This is a genomic window from Microbacterium sp. Y355, assembly GCF_059445345.1.
Window position 1 is genome coordinate 1,396,609 of sequence record NZ_JCAIUD010000001.1, and the last position, 22,311, is coordinate 1,418,919.

The following is a 22,311-nucleotide window of genomic DNA, read 5'->3' on the forward strand; positions in this document are numbered from 1 at the left end:
TGTACCGGCGCCGGCTTGACGAATCGCCTCTGACACGTAAATAATCGGATCACTCGTGAAACCGCTTTCTCGAAGTGTCCGCGATACGGAACTTCGATAGCCCAGAGATGACAAGGAGGTCACGTGAGCAGTCTCGGCGAACTTCGCACCATAACGCGTTCTCGACGCGCCCCAGGAACACGCGTCAAGGTGAAATACCCCGATAACAAGGCCGCGGTGGTGTTCCTGCTTCCCTGGCTCATCGGCTTGCTCGGTCTGACAGTCGGGCCGATCATCGCCTCGCTGTATCTCTCATTCACCGACTACAACCTTCTACAGCCCGCCGTCTGGTCCGGCCTCGACAACATCGTCACGATGTTCGGCGATGCCCGGTTCTGGAACTCGATGCGCGTCACGATGATCTATGTCTTCGTCGGAGTTCCCCTGCAACTCGCTCTCGCGCTGGCGTTGGCCGTTCTGCTCGACAAGGGCATGCGCGGGCTCTCGTTCTATCGGTCGATCTTCTACCTGCCCTCGCTACTGGGCGGTTCGGTCGCGATCGCGATCCTGTGGCGTCAGGTCTTCGGCAAAGAGGGCATCGTCAACGGCTTCCTCGCCTGGTTCGGCATCGACGGGCCAGGGTGGATCGGACACCCGGACTTCGCGCTGGGCACGCTCATCATCCTTCATGTGTGGACCTTCGGCTCCCCGATGGTCATCTTCCTCGCCGGGCTCCGCCAGATCCCGGAGATGTACTACGAAGCGGCGTCGATGGATGGCGCCGGCAAGCTCCGCCAGTTCTTCTCCGTCACGTTCCCATTGCTCACTCCGGTGATCTTCTTCAATCTCGTCTTGCAAATCATCTTCGCCTTCCAATCCTTCACTCAGGCCTATGTAGTCTCCGGGGGAACAGGTGGGCCCAGCGATTCGACGATGTTCTTCACCCTCCTGCTCTACAAGGAGGCCTTCAACGAGCTCGACATGGGGTACGCCTCGGCGATGTCCTGGTTCCTGCTCCTCGTGATCGCGGCCTTCACCGCGTTCAACTTCTGGTTCTCGAAGTATTGGGTGTTCTATGACGACTGAAACTGAGACCCTCCTCCGTCCGAAGCGCGCCGTCCAGCGGCACCGCGTCGTCACCAGACGCGCACCCACGCTGCGCAGCCTTCGCTCGGTCGGCAAGCACGTGATGCTCATCGGCTTCTCCGTGCTGATGATCTATCCCCTGATCTGGCTTGTCGTGTCGAGCCTGAAGCCGAATGATCAGATCTTCCGCGACCTCAGCGTCTTCACCACCGATCTGACGCTGGAGAACTACTCCAACGGCTGGAACGACCTCCAGGCGCCGTTCGGCGTGTTCCTGATCAACTCCTCGATCATCGCCCTCGGCGCGATCGTCGGAAACTTGGTGTCGTGCTCAATGGCGGCCTATGCGTTCGCCCGTCTGAAGTTCCGTGGGCGCACGCTGGCATTCACGGTCATGCTCGGGTCGATCATGCTGCCGTTCCAGGTGCTCATGGTGCCGCAGTTCCTGATCTTCAAGGAGCTCGGCTGGCTGAACACCTTCCTGCCGCTGATCGCACCGAAGTTCCTCGCCACCGAGGCGTTCTTCGTGTTCCTGATGGTGCAGTTCATCCGCGGGTTGCCAAAGGAGCTCTTCGAGGCCGCGCGTATGGATGGCGCCGGACACTTCCGCAGCTATTTTCAGATCACGTTGCCGATGATCGTCCCCTCCCTTGCCACGACAGCGATCTTCACGTTCATCTGGACGTGGGGCGACTTCTTCGGCCCGCTCATTTACGTGCGACTCCCCGAGCTGTTCCCTGCTTCCCTGGCGTTGAAGGGCTTCTTGGACGCGCAATCCAGTTCGGACTACGGCTCCATGTTCGCCATGAGCGTCGTCTCCCTCATTCCCCTATTCCTCGTCTTCCTGTTCGGTCAGCGGTTCCTCATCAAGGGCGCCGCAACCTCAGGCATCAAGTGATCGGAAGGATCATCAGATGACCCGCCTTCGCTACGCCCTCGTGGGCACCGGCGCCCGCGCCCAGATGTATCTCGACGCAATCGCGACGACACATGCCGACGTCGCCGAGCTCGTCGCCTGGACCGATACAAACCCCGGCCGTCAGGAATGGTCTCTCACACAGCACCCAGGCCTTGGCACCCCCGCGTCGTTCGTACCGGACTCTCTGGCAGAAGCCGTGCGCGAGCATCACGTCGATCGCGTGATCATCACCTCGCCCGATTTCACGCACGCCGATCACATCGTCACCGCACTGGATGCCGGTGCCGATGTCGTGGTCGAGAAGCCGCTCACGATCAGCGAAGAGGGAGTCCGTCGCATTTCGGAGGCTACCGAGCGCACCGGACACAACGTGACGATCACGTTCAACTACCGGTACTCGCCGCGCAACAGCGCGTTGAAACAGCTGATCGACTCCGGTGAAATCGGAGAGGTCACCAGTGTGCACTTCGAATGGGTGCTCGACACCGCTCACGGCGCTGACTACTTCCGCCGCTGGCACCGCGATAAGGACCGCTCGGGCGGGCTGCTCATTCACAAGGCGAGCCATCACTTCGACCTCGTGAACTGGTGGATCAGCGACGTCCCGACCCGCGTCTTCGCTTCGGGTGGCCTGCGCTTCTACGGTGCCGACAACGCCGCGCGGCGCGGTCTGGGCCCGCGGCCGGAACGAGGCACGACCGACTCACCACTGCGGGATCGCTTCAGCCTCGATCTGCGGACGGACCCGACATGGACCGGGCTTTACCTCGATCAGGAACAGCACGACGGCTATCTGCGCGACCGAGATGTCTTCGATGCCGGCATCACCATCGAGGACAACCTGGCTCTCATCGTTGACTACGCCGCAGGCAGCACGATGTCGTACTCTCTGAACGCCCATGCACCGTGGGAGGGGTACACGGTTGCGATCAACGGCACGCTCGGGCGGGCTGAGTTGAACGTGGTCGAACGAGGCGCCGTCCTCATCGACGAGCAGGGTCGCACAGTAGTCGACCCCAGCGCACGTCCTGATCTGGTGGGCTCAGAGCCCGCACGTCCGGCCTCGGAGCGCCTGCTCGTGCAGCGTCACTTCGAGTCAGCGCGCGAGATCACTATTCCCGAAGCAGCAGGCGGTCACGGCGGTGGCGATGCAATGCTGCTGCGCGATGTATTCATCGGCGCTCAGTCTGACCCGCTCGGCCGCACCGCGGATTGGACCGACGGAGTGCGCAGCATGGTGGTGGGCCTGGCTGGAAATCGCTCACTCGCGGAGGACCGCGCCGTGCGCATCTCCGATCTCGAGCTCGGCCGCGCTGGTGCGATCGCCGCAGGTGTGAAGGTATGAGTGCGGTCAATAACATCGGCGTGCTCCCCGGTTCCAGGGTGCTGGTCACCGGTGGCGCGGGGCGACTTGGGCGCAGCGTCGTCGGTGAGCTGAGGAACGCGGGATACGAGGTCATGTCCATCGACCGCGCCCACCCCACCGTGCGTGATTCACACAGCGTCGACCTCGATCTTCTCGACGCAGATGCCACACGCGCGGCGTTCATCGATATCGCCCCGGATGCTGTCGTGCATCTCGCCGCGATCGCCGTGCCCGGCGCTCTCCCTGACCCTGAGGTATTCCAGATCAACACGCGGCTGGCGTGGAACGTGCTCGAAGCCACCATTGCGGCCGAGGCCAGCGCCCTACTGGTCGCCTCGAGTCCGACAGTGATCGGATATGGTGCCCCAGCCGGGTGGCGGCCGACGTATCTTCCGCTCGATGAGGACCACCCGATCGCGCCGTGGAACGGGTATGCCGTATCGAAGGTCGCGGTCGAGGAGATCGTGCAGATGGCGGTACGACAATACGGCGACCGCGTGCGTTTCGGGATCTTCCGACCCTGCTTCGTCATCGCACCAGAGGAATGGCACGGCGCGCGCACCCAACAGGGGCATACCGTCGCCGAACGGCTCGCCGATCCTCGGTTGTCCGCAGTCGCCCTCTTCAACTACGTCGACGCGCGAGATGCCGGCGACTTCGTGCGGGCCTGGCTGCACCGCTCCGCAGAGATCCCGAACGGTGAAGTGTTCTTCGTGACCGCTTCCGATGCCCTCGCGCGGGAGGCGACGGCCCCGTCGCTGGCGCGACTGGTGCCCTCCACAGCGGATGCGGCGGCATCAATCCCCGACAACAACGGGGTGTTCTCTGGTCGCCGCGCCGAACAGCTATTGGGCTGGACCGCGACGCGCAGCTGGCGTACAGAACTCAATACCGCTTCCCCTGTTCTAACCACCGCTTCCGCCATTGATAACCAGGAGGCCTCTCGTGCCTGAGCTGACAATTCCCGACCGCGTATTGTTCTTCCCTGTCACCGCGTTCGATGCCGCAGACCGTGTCGATGTCGACCTGATCGAACAACACGTCTCCGAGCGGGTCGAGCATCGGCCAGGGGCGGTGTTCTCGGCGTGCGGCACCGGCGAATTCCACGCGCTTTCTGCCGCCGAGTACGCGGTCACCGTCGCCGCGGGCGTTCGAGGCGCGGCTGGGCGTGTTCCCGTGCTCGCCGGCACCGGCGGCCCGCTGGGTCACGCGATCGACTGTGCGCGCAGTGCGCAGGAGGCCGGGGCCGATGGACTGCTGGTCATGCCTCCGTATCTGGTGCAGGGCCCACAGGCCGGGCTCGTCGCCTATGTGGAGCGGATTGCTGCATCCACGGAGCTGCCACTGATCGTGTATCACCGCGGCGCCTCGCAGTTCACGCCGGCATCAATCCAGGCGTTGCTGCGTCACGACCGGGTCATCGGTGTCAAGGACGGTGTCGGCGACCTCGCTCTAGCGCAGCGTTTCGTCCGTGATGCTGCCGCGCTTCCCGGCGAATCGCTCTTCTTCAATGGTCTACTCACCGCCGAGATGACGCAGGCCGCGTACAGCGCTATCGGCGTGCCCCTGTATTCATCAGCCGTGTTCGCGATGGCACCGGACATCTCGGTCGCTTTCTTCCAGGCGTTGCGCAGCGGCGACACCGCGAAGCAGCACCTCCTGCTCGACATTTTCTTCGCGCCGCTGATCGAGCTTCGCGATGAAACTCCCGGCTTCGCTGTCGCTCTCGTCAAGGCCGGCGTCCGCCTAGGCGGGCTGCCAGTGGGCGGCGTGCGCGCACCGTTGATGGACCCGACCGCAGAGCAGACTGGCCGTTTGGAGCGTCTCCTCGAGGCCGGACGTGAGCTGATCGCGTGACAGATCAGGCGTCGATCCAACGAGTCGACACGCGCCTGCTGAGGATTCCACTGCGGCGGCCGTGGGGCGCAGATGTCACCGAGATCTGCGTGGTCGTCGTCACTGTGCAGGCCAGCGACGGACTCGTGGGCCGCGGGTTCTCCTGGACCCCGTCCATCGGCAGCACCGCCGTCCAGGCATTGATCGATGATGACCTGGTGCCGTTCCTTCTGGGCAAGCCCGCCACGCCATCGGTGTGGGACGAGGCGTGGACACATCTGCACGAAGCCGGTGGCGGCGGCATCACGACGATCGCCCTGGCCGGGATCGATCTGGCGCTGTGGGACCTGCATGCCCGTCGCCTCGGCGCGTCACTCACCGATGTGCTCGGGCGCCGGCATAGTCGGCTGGCCGTCTATGCCAGCGGGGTCAACCTGCACTACTGCATCGACGACCTGGTGGCACAGGTGCAGCGATGGGTGGATGCCGGGTATCCGGCGGTGAAGATCAAGGTCGGGGGGCCCGATCTGGCCGAGGATCTCGACCGCGTCGCTGCCGTACGTGACACGCTCGGGCCCGAGCGCCGGCTGTTCATCGACGCCAATCAACGCTGGGACCTCGATACCGCCAGCCGGGCGATCACTGCCCTGAGCGCATACAACATCGGCTGGATCGAAGAGCCACTTCGCGCCGACGATCTGGCCGGGTACATCGAGCTGCGCCAGCGGATCGATATACCCATCGCCGTGGGCGAGAATCTGCACACCGTGTACAGGTTTCGCGACTTCTTGGACGCCGGGGTCATTGACATCGCGCAGCCGAACATCATTCGGGTGGGAGGCGTGACTCCGTTCCTGCGCATCGCCGAACTGGTGCACGAACGCGGTGCGCAACTCGCCCCACACCTGCTGCCGGAACTGTCAGCCCAACTCGCATTCTCGCTGCCCCAGACGTGCTGGCTGGAGGACGTCGAGGATGCCGGATTCGCCACTCTCGGCGCGCTGACAGAACCGACCGGTTTACAGGTGGCCGATGGATGGGCCACCGGCGGCCCATCCATCGGCCTCGGAATACTCTTCAAGAATTGAGACAAACATGATGATGACCACGCTGGCCCCTGCTGCTGACAGCACCACCGAACAGGTTGATCGTGCCGTCAGGACGGCTGCTGAGGCTTTCGAAACCACTTCGCGCACCGACGAACCGACTCGGGCCGCATGGCTCAGGGCAGTCGCTGATCACCTCGACGCACGAGCAGGAGAACTCATCGCGATCGCCGACGCCGAGACTGCGCTCGGGCTCCCCCGGTTGACTGGCGAGTTCGCACGCACCACCGCGCAACTGCGGCTGTTCGCTTCCGTGGTCGAGGACGGCTCGTACCTCGAGGCGACGATCGACCATCCCAATCCGGATGCGACACCGCCCATCCCCGATCTCCGCCGCATTCTGCGTCCGATCGGCCCTGTGGCGGTGTTCGCGGCATCCAACTTTCCCTTCGCCTTCTCGGTCGCCGGAGGAGACACCGCCTCCGCGCTCGCCGTGGGCTGCCCCGTGATCGTGAAGGCGCATCCGGGGCATCCGCTGACCTCGACCGCCACCGCCCGCGTCGTGATCAACGCGCTCATCGACGCGGACGCTCCTGAGGGCGTATTCGCGCTCGTCTCCGGGTTCGATGCCGGGCTCGCTCTAGCGGATCATCCCGAAGTCCAGGCTGTTGCCTTCACCGGCTCGGTGAACGGAGGGCGGGCACTGCTCGACCGCGTCACCGCGCGTCCGGATCCGATCCCGTTTTACGGCGAGCTGGGCGCGGTCAACCCTGTCGTCATCACGCCAGCCTCAGACGCGGCCCGGGGTGATGAGCACGCCGTGGGTCTTGCCGCCTCGTTCCAGTTGGGTGTGGGACAGTTCTGCACGAAGCCTGGGCTGGTCTTCATACCGTTCGATTCCACGGTCGAGAGGCAGCTGCCTGCGTTGCTTCGCGCGCAGCCACGGATGCTCACCCCCACGATCGCCGATGGCTTCGCCCGTGGCGTGCAGCGCGTCACGGCCGTGCCTGGCGTAGAGGTCTTGGCGTCCGAGGCCACCGGTCCAACGGTCGCCGTGGTCGATGTCGCGACGCTGCTCGCGCACGCCGACGTGCTGCTCGAGGAGGTGTTCGGCCCCTTCACTCTGCTGGTGCGCGTCGATGCCCCAGAGACACTCACGACCGCCCTGCGCTCACTGCCGGGCGCGCTCACTGCCACGCTGCACCACGAGCCCGGTGAGAACGTCAAGAATCTCGTCGCCACGATGTCTGGCTTCGCTGGCCGCGTGCTCTTCGGCGGCTGGCCCACCGGTGTCGCAGTGAGCTGGGCTCAACACCACGGCGGGCCATGGCCGTCGACGAACACGCAGTTCACGTCGGTGGGTGCGACCGCAGTTCGACGTTTTCAACGACCGATCGCATTCCAGAATGCACCGGCCGATCTGCTGCCGCTCGCGCTGCGCGAAGAGAACCCACTGGGCATCCCCCGCCGCGTCGACGGGCAGCTGGTACTCGGTTGATACGACGCGTCAGTTGAGCGGATCAGCAAGCAGCGCGGAAAATGCCATTTCCGCCGCGCCGATCAACAGTCGGTCACGAGCTAGTGCGGCCGACTGGATCTCGACCTGCTCGGCAGCAGCGGCCAGAGAACGCTCACGCACCTCGGCGTCGAAGGACTGAGCGTCGTACTCACGCAGAATGGAGAGGAACCCTCCGAGCACGACGGCCGATGGGTTGAGCACGTTCACAGCATTGCCGAGCGACGCAGTGAGGATGCGGCGTTGCCGGCCAACCTCGGCACGCACATCGATGTCTTCGGAGCCGACCAGCGCGGCGGCGAGAACCGCGTCGTCAGCCGCACCGAGGCCTGCGGCCCGCAACAGTCGAGCACGGTTGACCTCGTCCTCGAGCACGCCGTCGATGCTTACCCGGTCCGAGTTCGCCGCGATGCCAGGACGAGTCTGGCCCCATTCACCGGCGTATCCTCCCGCTCCTCCGATCAGATTTCCGTCGAGGATGAGCCCGCCACCGATACCGCTGGCACCACCGTTGAGATAGACCACATCGCGGTGCTCCCGTGCCGCACCGAACAGTCTCTCGGCGCGCGCACCGAGCGACGCGTCGTTGTCGACAGCGACGGGCACACCCAGTGCGTCAGCGAGCGGCGTGGCGATGTCTTCATCACGCCAGCCGAGGTGCGGGGCGAGCCGAACGACGCCGTCTGCTGCGCGCACGAGGCCAGGCACGGCGACGCCAATGCCGACGATACGACAATCTTTCAATGCATCCTGATGCCACTGCTGCACGACGCGTACCACCGTGGCCACGGCATCCGCAGCGCTCGGGACACTGTCCAGAGCAACCCTGGTGCGCTCGCGCAGTCCTCCCCCGAAACTGACCGCGCCGATCTCGATCGCGTCGACCTCCGGGTTGACACCGATGGCGACGACATCCGGATTCGCGGAAACCACAGGGCTGGGGCGCCCGACCCGCCTCGTGGGATCGGGGCTCTGCTCAAGCACGAGACCTGCAGTGACCAGACCGGTGACGAGATCGGCAACTGTCGAACGGTTGAGGCCGGTCTCCGCCGTAATGCGGGCGCGGGAGCGGGAGCCTTCCTGGTGGACGAGACGCAACACCTCACCGAGGTTGGTTCTGCGTACGCCTTCCACTCCGGATGACCGATCCGCCATGCTGCTCCCTCGTCACGCGATATTTGTTGTTCCGATCACGATATCCCGAGACGCGAAAGTCGGATGCCGGTCGGTCAGCGCGGCGAATACTCGAACGTCCGCAGGTGTAGCTCGGTGTCAGTGGGCATGCCATTGCTCGTGCCGTACACGCCGATCCAGAGCCCGAGGAAGCCACCGACCGCTCTGGCGTCGAGCAATCGGCCGTCAGCGACGCCGATGAGCATCGGCTCAGCCCCAGGGCCGCCAGCAAGTAGTTCATAGTTCTGCCCCCGCGCACGAAGCGTGAGTTCGATCTCGTCCGCTCCGTTTCGCGCGGCCTCGCCCAGCACTTTCTCTACGCCGTCCTGTATGTGGACGGCGATAAATCGGGAAGCACCGTCGACACCACAGCGCAGCGCGAGCCGCACATGATCCTGCTCGGACTGGCGGATGATGAGACCCGCTTCTTCTCCCACACGCAGATCAACGGCGATGCGGGCCACCACGTCGACATCCATGTGCTGCTGACGCACGCCGATGAACGCAGAGCGCGTCGACGCCGATGGTGACGCAGCGCGCAATGGCAACGTCCACCCGTCGCCGACAGGCATCCCGATTTCTGTGGGGAGAGCCCGCGTTGATGTCCAGCGCGGATCGTCCGCGCGCACAACGCCCGAGACCGTTCCCTGCATGATTCCAGGCGCGGATGCGTGCGCAAAAGGCACCTCGACTTCGCGCGGAACGCGTCCTTCGCCAGGTGCGAAGACCGGCCATCCGTCTTCCCAGCTGATGGGGACGAGGAACGTCTCGCGCCCGAGATTGCAGAAGTTGCCGCCGTACGGACGCATCGCAAGCAACACTGCCCACCAGCTTCCATCGGCCGCCTGCACCATGTCGGCGTGACCGGCGGCGACGACGTCCATACCCTGGCCGAAATGGCGGTGGGTGAGAACCGGGTTGCCCTTGTTGCCTACATAGGGACCGGTGACAGCATCCGCCTTAGCCACCGAAATTGCGTGGTGAAGATCGGTGCCTCCCTCAGCGGCAAGCAGATAATACGCACCGTCAACCTTGTAGAGGTGGGCGCCCTCTGCCCAAACGGCGCCTTTGACCGCTCCGTGCCAGAGAATGTGCTCCTCGCCGATCAGACGCATCGTCTGGAGGTCGAACTCACGCAGCCACACCTCGGTCTGATGGTGCCATTCGGGATCTGCCGCCAGGCGCGTACCGTGCAGCCATGCTCTGCCATCGTCATCGTCATCGAAGAAGATCGACGGGTCGATGCCGTCCACATCCAGCCAGATCGGGTCAGACCATGGCCCAGCCGCTTCCTTCGCTGTCACGATGAAATTGCCACCGCGTGCGCTGCCGTCTCGAGGGACCATCGTGCACGTCACCCAGAACATGCCGTCGTGGTGGCGGATCGTGGGCGCGTAGAGCCCACCCGAGGATGCGACACCCTCCAGGTCGAGCATCCATGGCCGATCGAACACGTGCCCGATCGGCTCCCAGTTGATCAGGTCGCGGCTGCGCTGCACCGGCAACCCTGGCTGATATTCAAACGTCGAGGTGACCAGGAAGTAATCATCGCCCACACGGCAGATGGTCGGATCGGGAAAGCATCCGGGCAGGATCGGGTTGGCGACCGCCGTCATCAGCTCGATACCGCTGCAGTGGCCAGGTGATGAGCCTCGGCGGTGACCAGGCGTCGATCGCTCGGCACGACCACGTGCGCTTCCCCGGTGATCATCATCGACTCTCGTTCAGTCGCGGATGCCGATTCTGCTGTCGCCGATGAATGTGCACCGACCCAGATCTGCACGGCTCCAGGCTCAACAACGCGCGACATCGAACGGTCGCTGAATGCGAATCGCTGTGTCGGCACCGAGAACGACACCGTCACGGACTGCCCCGGCTCCACGGTCACCCGCTGGAAGCCGAGCAGTTGCACGACAGGACGCGTCACTGACGCGGCGAGGTCGTGGCCATACAACTGCACCACATCATCCGTTGCACGTGAGCCCGTGTTCGTGACGGTCACCGAAGCGGCGAACGCATCGCCCGCCGCCACCTCGCTGTCGACGGCCAACCCGCTGTACTCGACCTGCGAGTAGGAAAGCCCGAAGCCGAACGGACGCACCGGCGTCGGGTCAGTGGCGGTGACTTCCGAGGCTCCGCCCAGGGGCGGATGCAAGTAGGTGAAGGGCTGTGCCCCCGCTGATCGGGGCAGCGAGACCGGCAGCCGGCCGGAGGGATTGACCCGACCCGAGACCACTCCGGCGAGCGCGGATGCACCTTCCTCACCAGGGAAGAACGCCTGGAGCACTGCCGCAGGTCGCGTCTCGCCGTCCAGCGCCCAGCTGATCGCGTAGGGGCGGCCGGTCAGCATGATCATCACCACTGGGGTCCCCGTCGCAATGACAGCATCCACAAGCTCGCGCTGAACTCCCGGCAGCTCCAGGCTCTCAGAATCGTTGCCCTCGCCGACGGTGCCGCGTCCGAACAGACCGGCCTGGTCACCGACCACGACCACCGCAACGTCCGCGGCGCTCGCTGCTTTGACAGCCTCGTCGAAACCAGAGCGGTCCTCGCCCTCCACCTCAGCGCCCTGGGCATAGACCAGTTCCGCTGCGGTGCCGAGTTCAGTGGTCAGCCCCTCCAGGAACGTCGGGATCTCGATGCCGATCGGGAACTCGGGGTGATGCGCGAGCACGTGGTTGGCGAACGAGTAGCACCCCATGAGTGCTTCCGCCCTATGCGCGTTCGGGCCGATGACCGCGATCCGCGAGGGCCGGTCATCCGAGATCGACAGCGGAAGGATGCCGTCGTTGGAGAGCAGCACCACCGACTCCTCCGCGAGACGTCGCGCAAGCTCACGATGCCGCGGAGAATCCAGATCGATGTTCGTTGGCGCCTCGTCCTCGAACACATCAGGCTCGAGCAGGCCGAGCTCTTCCTTCTGCGCGAGCGCGCGCAGAACCGCCCGGTCTACGAAGGCCTCATCGAACTCACCGGCACGAATCCGCGCCGCCAGCGGAGCCAGATAGGCATCGCCCGTTGGCAGTTCGATGTCGATACCCGCGGTGAGAGCGGCCGCGGCCGCCTCGCCTCTGTCTGCAGCGATCGAATGCATCACCTGGAGGAATGCCACAGCGAAGTAGTCCGCGACGACTACACCGTCGAATCCCCAGCGCTCACGAAGAAGCTCGGTCAGATACTCCTCGCTGGAGCCGAGTGGCACACCGTCGATCTCGGCGTAGGAGTTCATGACAGAACGCGCGCCACCATCGAGCAACGCCATCTCGAACGGCGGCAGGAAGACATCGGCGATCTCACGCGGCCCGGCAGAGACCGGAGCATGGTTGCGCCCGGCACGTGATGCCGAGTATCCGACGAAGTGCTTGAGCGTGGCGTGCACGCCGGTCGACTGCAAACCGGTGACATACGAGGTGGCCAGCACTCCGACGACGTAGGGATCCTCGGCGATGCACTCGTCCACGCGTCCCCAGCGCGGGTCTCGGATCACATCGAGCACCGGCGCGAGTCCCTGATGGATGCCGAGCTCCCGCATCGATTCACCGATCACCGCGGCCATGTCGTGCACGAGCTCGGGGTTGAAGGATGCTCCCCACGCGAGCGGCGTCGGGAACGTTGCGGCCTTCCAGGCCGCAAGTCCCGTCAGGCACTCCTCGTGCACGAGCGCGGGAATCCCCAATCGGGTCTCACGCTTCAGGCGGCGCTGCTCATCCCACAGCCAGGCGGCACGCTCCACAGGGTCGACGGGCCTGGTGCCATATACGCGGGTGTACTGACCCAGGCCGTTCTTGGTCACATCAACCAGGTGTCCGGCATCCTGCTGTCCGGAGGCCATCTCCGACTGCATGGGAGCGACGACGCCGTTCTGGTCAAGCCAGTACCCGACGATCTGGGCGAGCTTCTCGTCCAGAGTCATCTGCGCGTGCAGCGCTCGCACTCGATCGGACACTGCGGGCATGGCGGGAACTCCCGCGGTCGATTTCGACACGGATCTCTCTTTCATTGTGCTCAGCCCTTGACCGCTCCGGTGAGGCCACCGACGATGCGGCGCTCAAACATGGAGAAGAAGATCAACGCGGGCAGCATCGACAGCGAGGTGTACGCGAGCACTCTCGCGGTGTCGACCGAATACTGCGATGAGAAGTTCTGCACCCCGAGCGGAAGCGTGAACAGGCTGGGGTCGTTAAGGATGAACAGCGGCAGCATGTAGCCGTTCCACGATCCGATGAAGGCGAGGATGCCGACGGTGATCACACCGGGCAGGCTGAGCGGGACCACCATGCGCCAGAAGAAGCCGAGACGTGATGCACCGTCGATCGATGCTGCCTCCTCGAGTTCTTTCGGGATCGCCCGTAGGAACGGCACCAGGATGATAATCGTCGTCGGCAGGGCGAACGCGATCTGCGGCAGGATGATGCCGCCGAGGCTGTTCACCAGGCCGAGGTTGCGGATCAGTAGATACAGCGGCGTGATCGCGACGGTGATCGGGAACATCAGTCCCGCGGCGAAGAACGAGTACATGATGGCCTTGCCGCCGAAGTCGTAGCGGGCAATCACGTAACTGGCCATCACACCGAGGGCGACGGCGCCCAGCGTCGTTCCGGCCGCGGAGATCGTCGAGTTGACCATCGCCGTCCAGAACTCGCTGCTGCCGAGGACATCGATGTAGTTGCCGACTTTCCAGGGCGCAGGCCACCCAGACGGATCGTTGGTGATCTGCGAGTTCGTGCGGAACCCACCGACAATGATGTAGAGCAGCGGCGTGATGCAGATTGTGATCAGGATCACCGCGAGCAGATAGACGCCCGGGCTCCCCCAGCGCACGCCGGATGGCGCGCGTCGACGTCCGCGTGGCCCGATCGCCTGGATGGCTACCGAGGTCTTCAGAGTGTCGGTCATCGCCGGCGCCCCTTTCGACTGTCGCCTGTCAACGCACCCTCTGTGTCGCGGCGAAGAACGAACCGCTGGTACACGAGTGCGACGACGAGGGAGATGAGGAAGAGCATCACGGCAACCGCGTTGCCGAAGCCGTAGTTCCCGGCCAGATGCCCGTTCTGATACATGTAGGTGGCCATCGTCGAGGTACCTGCGGTGGCCGCAATGTACTGTCCCCAGATGATGTTGACCAGGTCGAACAGCTGCAGCGAGCCGATGATCGACAGGAACGCCCAGATGCGGATTGTCGGTCCGAGCAGCGGGAGGGTGATGCTCCACTGCGATTTCCAGAAGCCGGCGCCATCGATAGCCGCCGCCTCGTAGAGTTCTTCAGGAATCGACTGCATCCCGGCGAGCATGAGAATCACTGCGAAGCCGATGTACTTCCACGTGATGATGACCATCAGCGACCACAATGCGATCGCCGGATCAGCGAGCCACGAGTTCTGCAGAGCGCCAAGGCCCATCTTCTCAAGCAGGGAGTTCAGCGCACCGGCATCCTGCAGCATCAGGCTCCAGCCTGTGCCGACGACCACTTCAGCGATGACGTACGGTGCGAAGATCAGCACGCGGATCACCGAGCGACCGCGGATCTTTTGATTCAGCAGCAGTGCGAACAGGATCGCGATGGGACCCTGCATCAGCAGCGAGAGCACCACGATCGCGAAGTTGTGTCCTACTGCCTCACGGAATGTGTCGTCCTGCAGCATGAGGACGTAGTTGTCGAGTCCGACGAACTCGGTGGGCCAGCCGTAGCCGTTCCATTTGAAGAAGCCGTAGTACGCGGCCATCATCACCGGAAAGATGACGAAGAAAATAAAGACCAGCAGAGCCGGACCTGCAAGGAACAAGATCTCGCCGCGCTTGCGCCAGTCCGGCCGCCGCGGCGCCCGTGTCGGGACCGATGCATGATCGGTCCCGACACGGTTGCTCCTCGCAGGCGCAGTTGATGCCAGCGGCGCCTGTGATTCAGTCATATCGCTGCTCTCAGCCCCTTGCTGCGGCGTTCGCGATGCCGTCGACGAGCTTCTGCGGGTCACCCTGACCTGCGAGCATCTCGACAACACCGGTGTTCAGTGCGTTTCCGACGCTCTGTCCGAGCGCGGTGTCCAGCCAGAGCGACACGTACGGCGCCTTGCTGTACGCCTCCATCAGCGGAAGCAGGGACGGGTCAGTCACGGCTCCTGTGGCGTCCTGGTTGGCCGGGATTGTCTGGAACGCGACGGCGTACTTCTCCTGCCATTCCTTCGACGCGACGAAGTTCAGGAAGTCCTCGCACGATGCCGGAGAGTCGATCGAGCACGAGTACCCGTCGACACCGCCCATCATGGCGCCTGGCGTACCGTCACCGCCGTCGACCTCGGGGAACGGGAACCAGCCGAGGTCGGGCAGCGGCTGCTCGTCGGGGGTGAGTCCGGCGATGACGCCGACGTTCCACGCGCCCATGAGCTCCATGGCCGCCTTGTGGTTGGCGACGAGTCCGGCAGACGAGTTCGCGCCCTGCTGGGCCGACGTCGTCAGGAAGCCATCGTTAAAGGGCTCGGTCGCTGCGAACTCGCTGAGGTTCGCGGCAGCATCCAGCCAGCACTGATCGGTGAAGTCGGGGCTCGTGGCCAGGTTCTCGATGACGTCCTGTCCACAGGCGCGCACCGCGAAGAAGTAGTACCAGTGCGCAGCGGGCCACGCATCCTTCGCGCCGAGCGCGATCGGAGCGATTCCCGCATCCTTGAGCTTGTCCACGGCGTCCTCGAGCTCTGCGACCGACGTCGGCTCTGCTGTGATGCCGGCCTGCTCGAAGAGGTCCTTGCTGTAGAAAATGCCACCAGGCAGCACAGCGCTCGGCACACCGTAAATCTTGCCGTCGACCGTGAATGCGCTGAACGGAGCGTCGCCGAACGCCGTCTTCACGTCGTCGGAGATCAGGCCGGTGAGGTCCTTGACCTTGCCTGCCTCGACGATGTCGGCAAGCTTGCCGCCACCGCGCGCCATGAAGATGTCGGGCATATCGCCCGAGTTCACGGCGGTCTGCAGCTTGCCGTCCATGTCTTCGTTCTGGATCGAGGTGACCTTGACCGTGACATCAGGGTTCTCTTCGTTGAAGGCAGCCGCGGCGTCTTCCCAGTACTGCTTGCCGTCACCGGTCGTCGAGTTGTGCCACATCGTGAGTGTGGACGCGCCATTCGCGTCTTCCCCGCCGCCACCGCTACTGCCTGTACAGCCGGACAGCAGCAATGCCATGCCGGCCCCCAGTGCGACCCATGTCGCGCCTCGCATCTTGCGTGTCATCATCAACCCTTTCGTCGTCCTTGACAGATCATGCGACCGCTCCCAGCGGTTCGATTACTGAGAATGGCAGATCGCAGAGCGTTTAGTCAAACGATATCGATAACGTTTTCCAAACAACTTCGAAATGACGCGTCTTTGCCTCGATGAAGGCTACGATCACCGTGTGACCCTCACCACACGACCCAGCCGCGCGACCATCACCGACGTAGCGCGAATCGCCGGCGTCTCCGTATCGACCGTGTCGAAAGTGGTCAACGGACGCGACGGCATTGCAGCCGCAACGGCCGAGCGCGTGCTCTCCGTCGTTGAGGATCTTGGCTACGAATCATCCATCGTTGCGAGCAGTCTGCGCCGCAGCCACACGGGCGTGATCGGAGTGCTGGTCGCCGACTTCGAGCCGTATTCGACTGAGCTCCTCAAAGGGATCTCGCGCGCAGCCGAGGGAACCAGCTACGAGCTCCTCGCCTATGCCGGAGGCAACGACGATGGGAAACGTTCGAACTGGGAGCGACGCTCGCTTTCTCGACTCGGCGGAACGCTCATCGATGGCGCGGTTGTGGTCGCACCGACGATGTCGATGACCGAGGGCACCAGCATCCCCGTCGTGGCAATCGATCCGCACACCGGCATCGAAAGCGTGCCCACTGTGGACGGTGACAATGTCGCGGGCGCACGTGCCGCTACCGATCTCCTGATCGGATTGGGCCACCGCCGCATCGCGCACCTCGGGGGGCGGCCGGGGCTCGAGTCATCTCGGCTGCGACGAGAAGGCTATACAGAGGCGCTCAAGTGTGCCGGCATCGAGGTCGACCCCGCCCTTGACCGCATCGGCGGTTACCGTGCAGACCTCACCGATGCCCCTGCCCACGAGCTGCTCCGACTGCCCGCGGATGAACGCCCCACCGCAATCTTCGCGGCGAACGACCTTTCTGCCTTGCACGTCATGGAAGTCGCACGCGAACTGGGGCTACGGGTGCCTCAGGACCTGTCCATCGTCGGCTTCGACGATATTCCCGAGTCATCCATCAGCTCTCCCCCACTGACGACTGTGACGCAGCCGCTGCAGCAGATGGGCGCCGAAGCGCTGCGCATCTTGATCTCGCTGCTCGCGGACGAACCTGTCGAAGAGCAGCACCTTCGCTTGCCGGCGACGCTCACCGTGAGAGAGAGCGTCGCCGCACCCCCGAGCGTGTACTACTGATTCCCCACCTCCGCCTGGGGCGTCATCGACGCCTCAGGCGGAGGTGGGGGCGTCATTAACGCCCCAGCCGAGCCGGGCGCATGACCAGCAGCATCCCACCGATGACGAGCAGCAGGGCGGCCGCCAATGCGATGCCCCACGGCAGCTTCGCACCGGTGACGGCCAGCTGCCCGGACGCAACGACCGTGATCTCCACACTGATCGGGTCGAGTTCTCCGGACGCGATGACCAGGGTGTGTGCACCGAGCGACAGATCCGTGGGGATCGACACTTCGAAGCTCACCCGGCCTGAGGCATCAGCCGCGGGGATGCCGGTGACCTCGATCGGGTCGCTGAACAGCGTCGCCGTGACCTGCTGACCGGGTGCCAGACCCGACACGGTCACTGGCAGGGCGCCGCCCTGCTCCACGCGAGCGTCGCCGACGTCAACCGTCGCCCATACGACCACTCCGTCCTCACCCGGATCCCCTGGCTCGGTCGGCTCGGTTGGCGTCCCCGGCTCCGTCGGCTCGGTCGGCGTCCCCGGCTCCGTCGGCTCGGTCGGCGTCCCCGGCTCCTCTGGCTCCGTCGGCGTCCCCGGTTCAGTTGGCTCCGACGGATCTTCCGCCGCCACCAGGCGCGCGACACCCCAGCGGGCCGTGTTCTGGTATCCGGTGCCTGTCGGGTCCGCCCAGGTGTGCACGGCGAAGCGGGCCCCGTCTCGTCCGTCATTGATCTGGAAGTCGACGCCATGGAAGGTGTCGAGGCCGCCGAGCGGAACGTCGCTCTGACCGCCGGACTCGCCGACGAGGTCGATCGCGACCTCCACGACATAGCCGGTCTCTGTCAGCGCCGTCGCGCTACTGGCCACGCGTGCCTGCTGCAGCGCGGCATCGCCCGTGCCGAACGACAGGTCCCCGTCGGTCGTGACCCGGATCTGCGTGTCGTTCGGGCCGAACGTCCCGGCCTTCGTGTTACCCAGATCGAGGAACACCTCGATGGAGTCACGGTTCCACGCGTCGCTGTTGGTGTTGTCGACGACCGGATCCGTCACCTCGTACAGCACGTAGAGCTGATTCCCCTGCCAGAGTGTGCGCACCTGCGCCTTGGCGCCGCTCGCATCGCCCTCGACCGTCCTCGCCGTCTGCGCCACGGCGGCCTCCGCCCACACCTCGTCGACGATGCCGTCGACCGCCGGGGCTGGTAGCTCCGGGATCTCCAGGTAGGACAGCGGCTCAAGGAATGTGAGCCGCCCCGTCTCACCGGGCGTGTTCCATGCGCCGACGACCGAGTCGCCGACGACGATACGCACGTCGAATTTCGTCGAGAAACCCTCGACGACGTCGCTGTGCGGCAGCTGCACCGCAATGAGATGCTCACCCGCGACGACTGTCTCGATACCGGGGACGGAGTCCGAGGCGTCCTTCTGGTAGACGAACTCTCGGTCGCCATAGGTGAACTCGACGCGATCAGGGGCAACCGCGCTGCGAATCAGAACCGTCAGATGGTCATCGCTCCAGCGCGATTGGAACCCGCCCACGTCTCCGGTCAGCACGTTCTCTGGCAGGTTCTGCCATTCGATCGCGTCCGCGAATCCATCGGTCAGCGCGATGTCACCGGCGAACACATTAGCGGTGGTGATCAGCGCCGGCAGGCCATCCGGATCATCGACGATTCCGTAGTAGGCGGGCTTGGCCTGCAGATCGGCACCGAACGCCAGAGGCTCCTGCTCAGATCGCCATGAGCGGTTGTCTGTAAGGCCCCAGATGGTGGCGGCGAACATCTTCTCCGCATCCGGTGCCGCCGCGTCATATGAGCGCAGCAGCCGGAACACATCGCGGTAGAAGTACCCCTGTCTGATCCGGTTGGCCTCGGTGGCCGGGTTGATCGTGACGTCGAGCTCGGTGACTTCCTGCAGCAGGCCGAGGCCGGCGAATCGGTCGAGCGCGCCCTTCAGTGACGCGATCGTGGTGTTGATCGAGACGTGGAACTGGTGGCCGACGCCGTCCACCGGCACTCCGGCGGCCAGCAGCCTCTTCACGAGAGCCTCGTATTGCGCGCCTTTACGGTCTTGCTCGGTGTTGTAGTCGTTGATGAAGAGCTTCACCGGGCGGGCGGTGTCTGATGCCGCGTAGGTGTTGTTGAAGGCCTCGTCTGCGAGTTCGAAAGCGAGATGGATGTACTCCTCGCCGAGCACTTGATACCAGCGGCTCGTGCGCAGCCCATCGTCAGTACTCTGATCCGCTACCACCTCGTTGACGACGTCCCAAGCGACGATCGGATTGGTCGATGAGCCATACAGACCGTAGTCATCAGAGATCGATCGGGCCACGTTGTCGATGTGGATCGCAAGTCGGTCTCGGAGGATCTGCTTGTCCGCAGCAGAGTCGGTCAACTCGCGCCCGGCGTCGTCCTGGAAGAACCAGTCCGGCGTCTGCGAGTGCCACAGCAACACGTGTCCATACATCCGCAGGTCGTTCTGCTGCGAGAAGTCGAGCAGAGCCGTCGCCTCGGCGTTGCGCTGGAAGTCACCGTTCTCGTCGTACCAGGCCTCCACCTTCATATGATTCTCAGGCGAGATCTGGTCGAAGTGGTGCAGCAGCAGGTCGGCTGCGGCTCCGCTCGTCTCGCGAGAATCGATCGCGACGCCGACCGGGAAGTCCACGGTGTCCTTGATCGGCACCAGGCTGGTGTCGACCGGGTTCGGCTCCGGCACGCTCACGCGCAACTGATCGACCAGGAAGGCCGAGGTGTTGCCGCTGTTGTAGCGAGCCTCGACATAGAGTTCGGCAGCCGTGTCGTATGCGGGCACCGTGAACTCAGCAGACACGTTGGTCCACCCCTCGGCGCTGGCATCCTCGATCTGGAGCAGATTCGCGTACGCCGTGGAGTCGCCAGTGACGGTACGCATCGAAATGCTCAGTCCCTGTCCGACGTCTGCGCCCTTTGCGAAACGCACAGCGGCCTCGATCCGGTAGGTGCTCCCAGGCAGCAGCACGTCGACGACGTCGAACTGGATGCCGTCACCCTCGTGCGTGCGCCCCGAGACCTGCGCGGCGAAGGCAGAATCGTCGGCGCCGCCTGGCACGACTGAGACGGTCGGTGCTGATTCGCCCGATCCGGAGCGCGCGAACCAGCCGTTCAGCTCACCGTCGTCGAAGTTCGCGTCGATCAGCGCGGAATCTCCCCCACCTGCGGCGGGGGCACTGGTGATGAGCACATCGTCAAGATAGAACGATGACGTGGCCGGGTCCACCTCGATGTAGACCTGCGTGTCATCCGCGTCTGCCGTCAACGTGCCGGAGATCGTGGTCCATTCCCCCGCGGGGATCGCCGTGTCGCCGACCCAGTGATAGCCGTCTTTGACAAGGAAGCGAGCCTGCGCGGCGGCATCCGGTACCAGCACTCGCGCTGAAAGCGTGTATGTCACGCCCTCGGTGAACAGGCCCTCAGGGCTCTGCAGGGTGTGCCAGGTCTCGGTGCGGTCGGCCACGCTCAGCACCTGACCTGAGCCTCCGGTCGGGTCGGCGGTGACGGTGAGGGTTGGGGCGCCGCTGGCGAACCAATCGCCGGTCGTGCCGTCCTCGAAATTGACGCTCGAGATGAGCTCGGGATCGGCCGCAGCAGCGGATATGGGGATGAGTGGGGCCGCGATGAGAGTAGCGGCGGCTGACAATGCCAGCAGGGTAGATCGACGTCGCACGGGGCGCTCCTTTGCGCAGATGATTTGTCGTTGCCCCAAACATATGGAGCAAAACAGTCATGCGCGTAAACCCGTGACCGAAACGTTACGAAAGGTCTGTCGGAAGTTTCGAAGGCGATTTAGGATGCCAGCGGCGCCGTACTTCCACGCACAACGAGGTGCGTGGCGAGGTCCATCCGCAGCGTCTCCACGGTCTCCCCCTCCGCCAACCGCAGGACGATCCGAGTCGCTTCCTCCCCCATCCGACGCAGCGGCTGATGAATCGTGGTCAGTTGCGGACTCACCCAGCGCGCGAGAGCGATGTCGTCGTAGCCGACCACTGACAGGTCAGTGGGTACTGCCAGCCCTGCCTCTGTCGCCGCGGCGATCACACCGAGCGCCTGCAAGTCACTGCCGGCGAAAATTGCCGTCGGGCGTTTCGGCCCCGCCAGCAGTTCACGCGCTTCACGTTCGCCGCCGGTGGGATGGAAGTCACCGAAGCGGATCCAGTCTGGCTCGATCGGCAGATTTGCCGCATTCATCGCCGACCGGTAGCCGTCCACTCTGGCAAGGGAGCACATCATGTCCCCCGGCCCAGTGATCGCCGCGATCCGAGTGTGCCCGAGCTCGATCAGATGGCGCGTGGCCATCAGGCCCCCCGACCAGTTCGCTGAACCTACCGAAGGCACGTCAGGCGCCGGATCCCCTGCGGGGTCGACGATCGCAAACGGCACGCCGCGCGAGCGGAGCTTCTCGCGGTGCTGACGCGCCAGATCAGAGAAGACGAGCACGACTCCGGCTGGCCTGCGACGAAGGACGCCGTCGATCCAGTCAGCTGAGGGAGCATGCCTGTCACCGCTCACCGTGAGCATCACAGTCAGCCCGGCGGCGTGGGCGACTTCCTCGACGCCCTTGATCACTTCAATCGACCAACTCGACTCGAGCTCGTGGAAGACCAACTCGATCGTCTCGGCACGGTGGGGCGAGGCACGCCGCGTGTAGCCGTGGCGCTTTAGAAGCCCCTCAAGACGCACACGGGTGGCCGGCGCGACATCGGTGCGCCCATTGAGCACCTTGGACATCGTGGCGAGCGAGACACCCGCCTCGGCCGCAATCTCAGCCAGGGTGATGCGAGGAGTGTCGGTCATTGCGTTCGATCCCATCCCGTTCGGCCACCGCACGAGGCACATGACACTCGCCCAGCGACAGGACCGATTGTCTCACTCCGAAGCACTCTAGCGAAAGTTTCGAAACCTCGACGGACGCCATAGAGCAGCATCCGAGCGCCGGGAGCGCTGGACTTAGGGGCC

16 protein-coding genes are annotated in these 22,311 nt (G+C 64.5%); 8 read left to right on the forward strand and 8 right to left on the reverse strand.

Annotated features, from left to right (window positions below; translation table 11 throughout):
* Positions 1 to 123: 123 nt before the first annotated feature.
* Genes AC1C2O_RS06850 through AC1C2O_RS06880 form a run of 7 tightly spaced genes read left to right on the forward strand, consistent with a single transcriptional unit; the run spans position 124 to position 7,730 of the window.
* Positions 124 to 1,065, forward strand: coding sequence for a carbohydrate ABC transporter permease (locus tag AC1C2O_RS06850; RefSeq protein ID WP_495429679.1), 942 nt, complete (start codon positions 124 to 126; stop codon positions 1,063 to 1,065).
* The gene (locus tag AC1C2O_RS06855) at positions 1,055 to 1,963 is read left to right on the forward strand and encodes a carbohydrate ABC transporter permease (protein ID WP_495429680.1); all 909 of its coding nucleotides are present in this window, start codon (positions 1,055 to 1,057) and stop codon (positions 1,961 to 1,963) included. The genes AC1C2O_RS06850 and AC1C2O_RS06855 overlap by 11 nt, the downstream gene beginning before the upstream one ends.
* 16 nt (positions 1,964 to 1,979) lie before the next feature.
* Positions 1,980 to 3,329: a Gfo/Idh/MocA family protein gene (locus AC1C2O_RS06860; RefSeq protein ID WP_495429681.1), complete on the forward strand. Its 1,350-nt coding sequence runs from the start codon at positions 1,980 to 1,982 to the stop codon at positions 3,327 to 3,329.
* Positions 3,326 to 4,303 (forward strand): NAD-dependent epimerase/dehydratase family protein, encoded by a 978-nt coding sequence (locus tag AC1C2O_RS06865; protein WP_495429682.1) that lies wholly within the window; start codon positions 3,326 to 3,328, stop codon positions 4,301 to 4,303. Before AC1C2O_RS06860 ends, AC1C2O_RS06865 begins: the two co-directional genes overlap by 4 nt.
* Positions 4,296 to 5,207 (forward strand): 5-dehydro-4-deoxyglucarate dehydratase, encoded by a 912-nt coding sequence (locus AC1C2O_RS06870; protein WP_495429683.1) that lies wholly within the window; start codon positions 4,296 to 4,298, stop codon positions 5,205 to 5,207. Before AC1C2O_RS06865 ends, AC1C2O_RS06870 begins: the two co-directional genes overlap by 8 nt.
* The gene (locus AC1C2O_RS06875; RefSeq protein ID WP_495429684.1) at positions 5,204 to 6,274 is read left to right on the forward strand and encodes a mandelate racemase/muconate lactonizing enzyme family protein; all 1,071 of its coding nucleotides are present in this window, start codon (positions 5,204 to 5,206) and stop codon (positions 6,272 to 6,274) included. Before AC1C2O_RS06870 ends, AC1C2O_RS06875 begins: the two co-directional genes overlap by 4 nt.
* Positions 6,275 to 6,287: 13 nt before the next feature.
* Positions 6,288 to 7,730, forward strand: coding sequence for an aldehyde dehydrogenase (NADP(+)) (locus AC1C2O_RS06880; protein ID WP_495431701.1), 1,443 nt, complete (start codon positions 6,288 to 6,290; stop codon positions 7,728 to 7,730).
* A gap of 9 nt (positions 7,731 to 7,739) precedes the next feature.
* Here the strand turns inward: AC1C2O_RS06880 and AC1C2O_RS06885 are convergent, their stop codons facing one another.
* The 6 genes from AC1C2O_RS06885 to AC1C2O_RS06910 form a co-directional block, all read right to left on the reverse strand.
* Positions 7,740 to 8,903, reverse strand: coding sequence for an ROK family protein (locus tag AC1C2O_RS06885; protein WP_495429685.1), 1,164 nt, complete (start codon positions 8,901 to 8,903; stop codon positions 7,740 to 7,742).
* A gap of 74 nt (positions 8,904 to 8,977) precedes the next feature.
* A complete protein-coding gene (locus AC1C2O_RS06890) occupies positions 8,978 to 10,537 on the reverse strand; it encodes a glycoside hydrolase family 43 protein (protein ID WP_495429686.1) in 1,560 nt (519 codons plus the stop codon).
* Positions 10,537 to 12,921: a beta-xylosidase/alpha-l-arabinosidase gene (locus AC1C2O_RS06895; RefSeq protein WP_495429687.1), complete on the reverse strand. Its 2,385-nt coding sequence runs from the start codon at positions 12,919 to 12,921 to the stop codon at positions 10,537 to 10,539. The genes AC1C2O_RS06890 and AC1C2O_RS06895 overlap by 1 nt, the downstream gene beginning before the upstream one ends.
* Before the next feature lie 5 nt (positions 12,922 to 12,926).
* Positions 12,927 to 13,817 (reverse strand): carbohydrate ABC transporter permease, encoded by an 891-nt coding sequence (locus AC1C2O_RS06900; RefSeq protein WP_495429688.1) that lies wholly within the window; start codon positions 13,815 to 13,817, stop codon positions 12,927 to 12,929.
* On the reverse strand, positions 13,814 to 14,830 hold the full coding sequence (locus AC1C2O_RS06905; protein ID WP_495429689.1) for a carbohydrate ABC transporter permease: 1,017 nt from the start codon (positions 14,828 to 14,830) through the stop codon (positions 13,814 to 13,816). The genes AC1C2O_RS06900 and AC1C2O_RS06905 overlap by 4 nt, the downstream gene beginning before the upstream one ends.
* Before the next feature lie 10 nt (positions 14,831 to 14,840).
* Positions 14,841 to 16,142, reverse strand: coding sequence for an extracellular solute-binding protein (locus tag AC1C2O_RS06910; RefSeq protein WP_495429690.1), 1,302 nt, complete (start codon positions 16,140 to 16,142; stop codon positions 14,841 to 14,843).
* Positions 16,143 to 16,302: 160 nt separating this feature from the next.
* Between AC1C2O_RS06910 and AC1C2O_RS06915 the strand changes: the two genes are divergently transcribed.
* Positions 16,303 to 17,340 (forward strand): LacI family DNA-binding transcriptional regulator, encoded by a 1,038-nt coding sequence (locus AC1C2O_RS06915; RefSeq protein ID WP_495429691.1) that lies wholly within the window; start codon positions 16,303 to 16,305, stop codon positions 17,338 to 17,340.
* A 55-nt stretch (positions 17,341 to 17,395) separates the two neighbouring features.
* Here the strand turns inward: AC1C2O_RS06915 and AC1C2O_RS06920 are convergent, their stop codons facing one another.
* Both AC1C2O_RS06920 and AC1C2O_RS06925 read right to left on the reverse strand, forming a co-directional pair.
* Complete coding sequence (locus AC1C2O_RS06920; RefSeq protein WP_495429692.1) at positions 17,396 to 21,022, reverse strand: endo-1,4-beta-xylanase; 3,627 nt, start codon at positions 21,020 to 21,022, stop codon at positions 17,396 to 17,398.
* Between the two features lie 119 nt (positions 21,023 to 21,141).
* Complete coding sequence (locus tag AC1C2O_RS06925) at positions 21,142 to 22,149, reverse strand: LacI family DNA-binding transcriptional regulator (protein WP_495429693.1); 1,008 nt, start codon at positions 22,147 to 22,149, stop codon at positions 21,142 to 21,144.
* Between the last annotated feature and the right edge of the window lie 162 nt (positions 22,150 to 22,311).

Excerpts from the sequence above, each read along its gene's own strand:
- AC1C2O_RS06910 (WP_495429690.1), bottom strand. The coding sequence starts at position 16,142 with ATGATGACACGCAAGATGCGAGGCGCGACATGGGTCGCACTGGGGGCC.
- AC1C2O_RS06900 (WP_495429688.1), bottom strand. The coding sequence starts at position 13,817 with ATGACCGACACTCTGAAGACCTCGGTAGCCATCCAGGCGATCGGGCCA.
- AC1C2O_RS06855 (WP_495429680.1), top strand. The coding sequence starts at position 1,055 with ATGACGACTGAAACTGAGACCCTCCTCCGTCCGAAGCGCGCCGTCCAG.
- AC1C2O_RS06860 (WP_495429681.1), top strand. The coding sequence starts at position 1,980 with ATGACCCGCCTTCGCTACGCCCTCGTGGGCACCGGCGCCCGCGCCCAG.
- AC1C2O_RS06905 (WP_495429689.1), bottom strand. The coding sequence starts at position 14,830 with ATGACTGAATCACAGGCGCCGCTGGCATCAACTGCGCCTGCGAGGAGC.
- AC1C2O_RS06880 (WP_495431701.1), top strand. The coding sequence starts at position 6,288 with ATGACCACGCTGGCCCCTGCTGCTGACAGCACCACCGAACAGGTTGAT.
- AC1C2O_RS06895 (WP_495429687.1), bottom strand. The coding sequence starts at position 12,921 with ATGAAAGAGAGATCCGTGTCGAAATCGACCGCGGGAGTTCCCGCCATG.
- AC1C2O_RS06885 (WP_495429685.1), bottom strand. The coding sequence starts at position 8,903 with ATGGCGGATCGGTCATCCGGAGTGGAAGGCGTACGCAGAACCAACCTC.
- AC1C2O_RS06890 (WP_495429686.1), bottom strand. The coding sequence starts at position 10,537 with ATGACGGCGGTCGCCAACCCGATCCTGCCCGGATGCTTTCCCGATCCG.
- AC1C2O_RS06925 (WP_495429693.1), bottom strand. The coding sequence starts at position 22,149 with ATGACCGACACTCCTCGCATCACCCTGGCTGAGATTGCGGCCGAGGCG.
- AC1C2O_RS06865 (WP_495429682.1), top strand. The coding sequence starts at position 3,326 with ATGAGTGCGGTCAATAACATCGGCGTGCTCCCCGGTTCCAGGGTGCTG.